This window comes from Frankia sp. CcMO1 (genome assembly GCF_977945845.1).
Genome location: NZ_CDWTMG010000324.1, coordinates 1 through 4,308 on the forward strand (window position 1 = coordinate 1; position 4,308 = coordinate 4,308).

The 4,308-nt window shown below is 69.8% G+C and carries 6 protein-coding genes; 2 read left to right on the top strand and 4 right to left on the bottom strand.

Annotation, left to right across the window (positions count from 1 at the left end; genetic code table 11):
• Nucleotides 1–201: 201 nt before the first annotated feature.
• Nucleotides 202–582: a VOC family protein gene (locus AC08OU_RS23040; RefSeq protein WP_476605780.1), complete on the bottom strand. Its 381-nt coding sequence runs from the start codon at nt 580–582 to the stop codon at nt 202–204.
• Nucleotides 583–678: 96 nt separating this feature from the next.
• On the opposite strand from AC08OU_RS23040, the gene AC08OU_RS23045 reads away from it, so the two are divergent.
• On the top strand, nt 679–1,395 hold the full coding sequence (locus tag AC08OU_RS23045; protein WP_476605781.1) for an AraC family transcriptional regulator: 717 nt from the start codon (nt 679–681) through the stop codon (nt 1,393–1,395).
• A 138-nt stretch (nt 1,396–1,533) separates the two neighbouring features.
• Complete coding sequence (locus AC08OU_RS23050) at nt 1,534–1,782, top strand: hypothetical protein (RefSeq protein WP_476605782.1); 249 nt, start codon at nt 1,534–1,536, stop codon at nt 1,780–1,782.
• Nucleotides 1,783–1,820: 38 nt separating this feature from the next.
• Here the strand turns inward: AC08OU_RS23050 and AC08OU_RS23055 are convergent, their stop codons facing one another.
• The 3 genes from AC08OU_RS23055 to AC08OU_RS23065 form a co-directional block, all read right to left on the bottom strand.
• On the bottom strand, nt 1,821–2,090 hold the full coding sequence (locus AC08OU_RS23055) for a hypothetical protein (protein ID WP_476605783.1): 270 nt from the start codon (nt 2,088–2,090) through the stop codon (nt 1,821–1,823).
• Complete coding sequence (locus AC08OU_RS23060; protein WP_476605784.1) at nt 2,087–2,752, bottom strand: methyltransferase domain-containing protein; 666 nt, start codon at nt 2,750–2,752, stop codon at nt 2,087–2,089. The genes AC08OU_RS23055 and AC08OU_RS23060 overlap by 4 nt, the downstream gene beginning before the upstream one ends.
• 163 nt (nt 2,753–2,915) lie before the next feature.
• A complete protein-coding gene (locus tag AC08OU_RS23065) occupies nt 2,916–3,986 on the bottom strand; it encodes a helix-turn-helix domain-containing protein (protein WP_476605785.1) in 1,071 nt (356 codons plus the stop codon).
• Nucleotides 3,987–4,308 lie beyond the last annotated feature (322 nt).

Sequence of the window (4,308 nt, forward strand, 5' to 3'; positions counted from 1 at the left end):
GCGCGTGGTGTGGACCCAGCCAGCCGCCAACAGCCAAGGTGGCGGCGCCTACCAGTTCGGATCTTCGTACCGAGCCACCGCAACCGGCCGCGGCGCCTGCACCGGTGGCAGCACCGCTCCTGTCGACCTCGGCTCCACCAAGGGAGTCCGCGTCATCCTGGGGGGCAGTTGATCGTGGTGTGCATCGTCGGATGTTCGCGGTCAGTAGGCGTTGTTGTCGTACTGCATGGCGCCCACCACATTGCCGGAGGGGTCAGCGAGCCAGATCAGATGGCCGACGCCGGCGATGGTCGTGGTCTGCATGAGTAACCGGCCGCCGGCGGCCAGGGCGGTCGCCTCGACCTGGTGGACGTCGTCCACGGCGATGGTGCACTCGAACCCGGTGGTCGGCTGGTCGGCCAGCAACTGGCGGCGCTGCTGGAGCGCGGCGGTCACACCTGGCCCGCGGGGGTCGTCCGCCTCGACGCGGTAGAAGCCTGGTGGTCCCCAGGCGGAGAACTGCCAGCCGAAGGTCGCCCGGTAGAAGGCGCGGCTGGCGGAGGTGTCGTCGGCGTTGATCGCGATGTGGGACAGCTTGGTCATGAGCAGGAAGGTAGGGGTGCTGACAGGTACGCACTACCGCTATCGCGGCGTATCCTGTCGAGAATGCGTCAGGCGGTCGGCGAGTCGGAACCAGATGTGCGGTGCTATCCGGTATCCCACCCCGGCGGCTGGCTTGATCTACCTCAAGATCCAGCGTGGAGTCAGCTCGTCTACGCCGTCCACGGCGTCCTGACCGTTCACACCCCGGACGGATCATGGGTCGTACCGCCGCACCGGGCGGCCTGGGTACCGGCCGGCGTCCGTCATCGACTCCACCTGTCCGGCGCGGCCACGCTACGCACCCTGTACCTGGCCCAATCGCTGGCCCTGCTGCCCACCTGCCGGGTGATCGACGTTCCACCGCTCCTGCGAGAGCTCATCCTGCACGCCGTACGATCAGCGCCGCTGCGACTGGCAAACCCGGTCCACCGACGACTGATCGGCGTCCTGGCCGACCAGCTCGTCACGCTCCCCGATACACCGCTGCAACTGCCCGCACCGCGCGACCCACGCGCGGTCACGCTCGCCGCGACCCTGCAGGACAACCCCGGCGACACCTCCTCCGTAGCCGCACTCGCCCACCGGGTGGGCGCCAGCCGCCGCAGCTTGGAACGCGCGTTCCGCGCCGACACCGGCATGACCGTCGGACAGTGGCGCCGCCGGCTACGCATACTCGAAGCACTCCGACTCCTCGCCGGCGGCATGACGGCCACGGCTGTCGCAGCCCGAGTTGGATACGCAACTCCCAGCGCGTTCGGTGCAGCGTTCCGCGCCGAACTCGGCGACACCCCCGCCCACTGGTTCACGCGATGACGAACCGCGATGCCAATCCGGTACGTACACTCCCGTGGCACCCAGCCCTCGCGCCCAGCGGGTGATCGGTGCTCGGGCCATCGGTCACGCTCGTGGCATCACCCGCCTGATGCCAGCTCAACTTCTGGGAAGGTTCCCGTGCGGCGATCGCTCTACCTCGGTCTCGGCGTCCTACTGGCCGTCGCCGGGGTCATCTGGACCCTGCAAGGACTCGACCTGCTCGGCCAGTCAGGCGGGATGAACGGTCAGCGGATCTGGGCGGTGATCGGACCCATCACCGCGCTGGTGGGGCTCGCCCTCATCGTGAGAAGCTACGGACGGGTCGGCAGCCGCGCTCCCGGGACTGAGCAGGCTGAGCCGGGTCAGGAGCCCGACTCGGGGTCCTGACCCCGAGTGAGTCCGCGCCTGCTGGGTATGCAGCGGAGCTACCGATACCGGTGGCTCTTCTCGGCATGACCAGCTGGTCGTTGGCAACTCTTGTTGCTCATGTTGCGATGGCCGCACAGGGCGACGTCGACACCCCCGGCGGCGGCCGGACTGGGAGGCTCCGGCTCCGGTGGCGCGGGGGAGGTAGCGCGCCCGACGACCGCCGCGGGTGGCGGGATCGCGGCAGGAGGAGTCACGGAGCCTGCTCGGTTCGCTCGTGCCGCGTACCGGGCTTCACGCATCGCCCGCTGGGCATCGACCTTGCTCATCCCGGAACCTTAACGCCCCGCTCACCGACCATCTCTTGCCTTTCAGGATCGAGTTCGCCAACCCAGCAACCAGCCTGGTCACTCGGACAGGTGTGACCGGCGCCCTTCGGGTGCTGTCCCTCCCGCTGCCGTTGTTCGTCGTCCCTCACTACGCGGCTACGCCGGCGAAAGCGTGGCGCCAGCGGGCACGCTGTCGGCGCCGCCCCGAATCGTCGCTGGCTCGGCGGCTGGCTTGTGTTGCGAGCCACCGGCACCGAGTTCGACCGCGACGTCCCCGTCAACGGGAGGGCACGGCGGGGCTGGTGTTGGCAGACACGGTCGAGGCGGGCGCGGTCGAGGCAGGTGTCGGCCATCGGCAACGCCTGGGCGTCGCCGCAGAGGATGCCGACGTTGGGGCGTTCGCCGTGGCGTCGCCGCGCCTCTTTCGTCATGCGGGGGTCCGAGTCGATACCGATCACGGTGCCGCGGGCGCCGACCGCCGTCGTCAAAGCGGGAAGATCGGTCCCGGACCCGCAGCCGATATCCGCGACGACCTGCTCGGGCAGCACACGCAACGCATGGAGTAGGCGATGCTTGTAGTCCAGCGCGCCTGCGGTGGCCGCGACGCCGTCGAGATAGGTGATGCAGTCAGGCGACACCGCGTCGGTCAGGGTGAACTCCATGCAGATGAATCAACCACACATCTGCGGCTGATCTCCTGACGTCATCGCACGGCCTCGGCCTCATCATGCTGACGACTGCCAACCCAACTGATCAGGAGTGTCGCGGATGCGGAAGTTGCGGAACGACTCGCCGCTCCCGCGCGCCATGCGGACTGGGTGTACGTCAGCCGGCCACGCGTAGCCGTGTGGCCAATGCGCTGAGGCCAGCGGGCTTGCTGCCCTTGCGGCGCAACATGCCGCGGACGAGATCGCGGGCGAGGGTGTCGTGCGGCAGGCCTTCGGGGTTGAGGCGCTCGGCGAGGACGAGGTGCCGGTACGCCTCGTCCGGCCGGCGGCGCATGACCAGGGCGTGGGCGACGTGCACGCGATGCGTGGCCTGACGTTCCAGGGTGAGCAGCCGACCCGGGTCGACCTCCTCGGCGGCCGTGAGGGCGGTGTCGGGGTCGCTCAGCTCCATCGCGACCGAGACCGCGTGCACGCCGACGTTGGTGGGCCCGAACGTTTGCCAGTGGTCGTTGCGGTCCTTGCCCAACGCGTCGGCCGTCGAGCGGGCAGCCCTTAACAGGTCCGCCGCGTCGCTGCGGTCACCAGCCCGAGCGGCCGCGACCGAACCACACAAGCGCAGCGCCCCGTACGCGCTGCGAGCCGATGGCGACTCTCGCTCTGCGGCGTGAAGCTCGACCGCGGCATCGGCGGCGATCCAGGACAGGTCGGGCTCGCCGAGGCGGGCGGCGACCTCCTGGGCCACCTGGCAGATCAGCGTCAACGTCACCAGAGCCGCGCGCCGAGCCTCCCCAGCCGCGGCGTCGACCGCGATGCGGGCCTCTGCGACCAGGGGCGGGATCAATGGGGTGACGGTGCTGTAGCAGTCCCGCCGGGTCTGCCACAGGTCGCCGGCCGCGATGACGTCGGCGCGCAGGCGAGCGGCGGGGCGCGGTTCTACGTCGGGGTGCCAGCCGGTCAACGCCAGCCGCAGCGGCGCCAGCGCTGTGCCGCCCGGCCGGGAGGGGTCCAGGTCCTCACGCAACACCGTCAGCGGCACACCGAGTGCGTCGGCGACCTGCCGCAGCGTCGCAAGGTTCTCCACGACATGTACGCCACGCTCGACCTTCTCCACCCAGGACGTGGAGCGGTGCAGCCGCATCGCTAGCCCTGCCTGCGTCAGCCGGGCACGACTGCGCAGGACGGCGATGCGCCGCCCGGTCGGCAGACCATCCAGGTCCAGACCGCCCATGGATTCCACGGTAGTCGCAACGCCTTTGCGAATCACCGACACGCGGCATCCATAGCGTCGCCACCGACTGAATCCGCGATCCACACAACGGGGAGGCGTGAGGTGCGCGATTCCCTGCCTGACCCGCCCGGCCTCGACGGAGGCAACGTCGGCGATCAGGCCGGCGCAACGATCGCGGGACCCATGAAGCTGCCGGGCCGGTGTCCAGGTGATCTCTCGGGGGTTCACGCCGAATGCCTGGTCCGGAGGGCGGAGGCATGACCGGAACCGGGGCACGAGCGGACCTGCAGCAGGTCGCCACCTCCGCGCGCGTGCACGACTA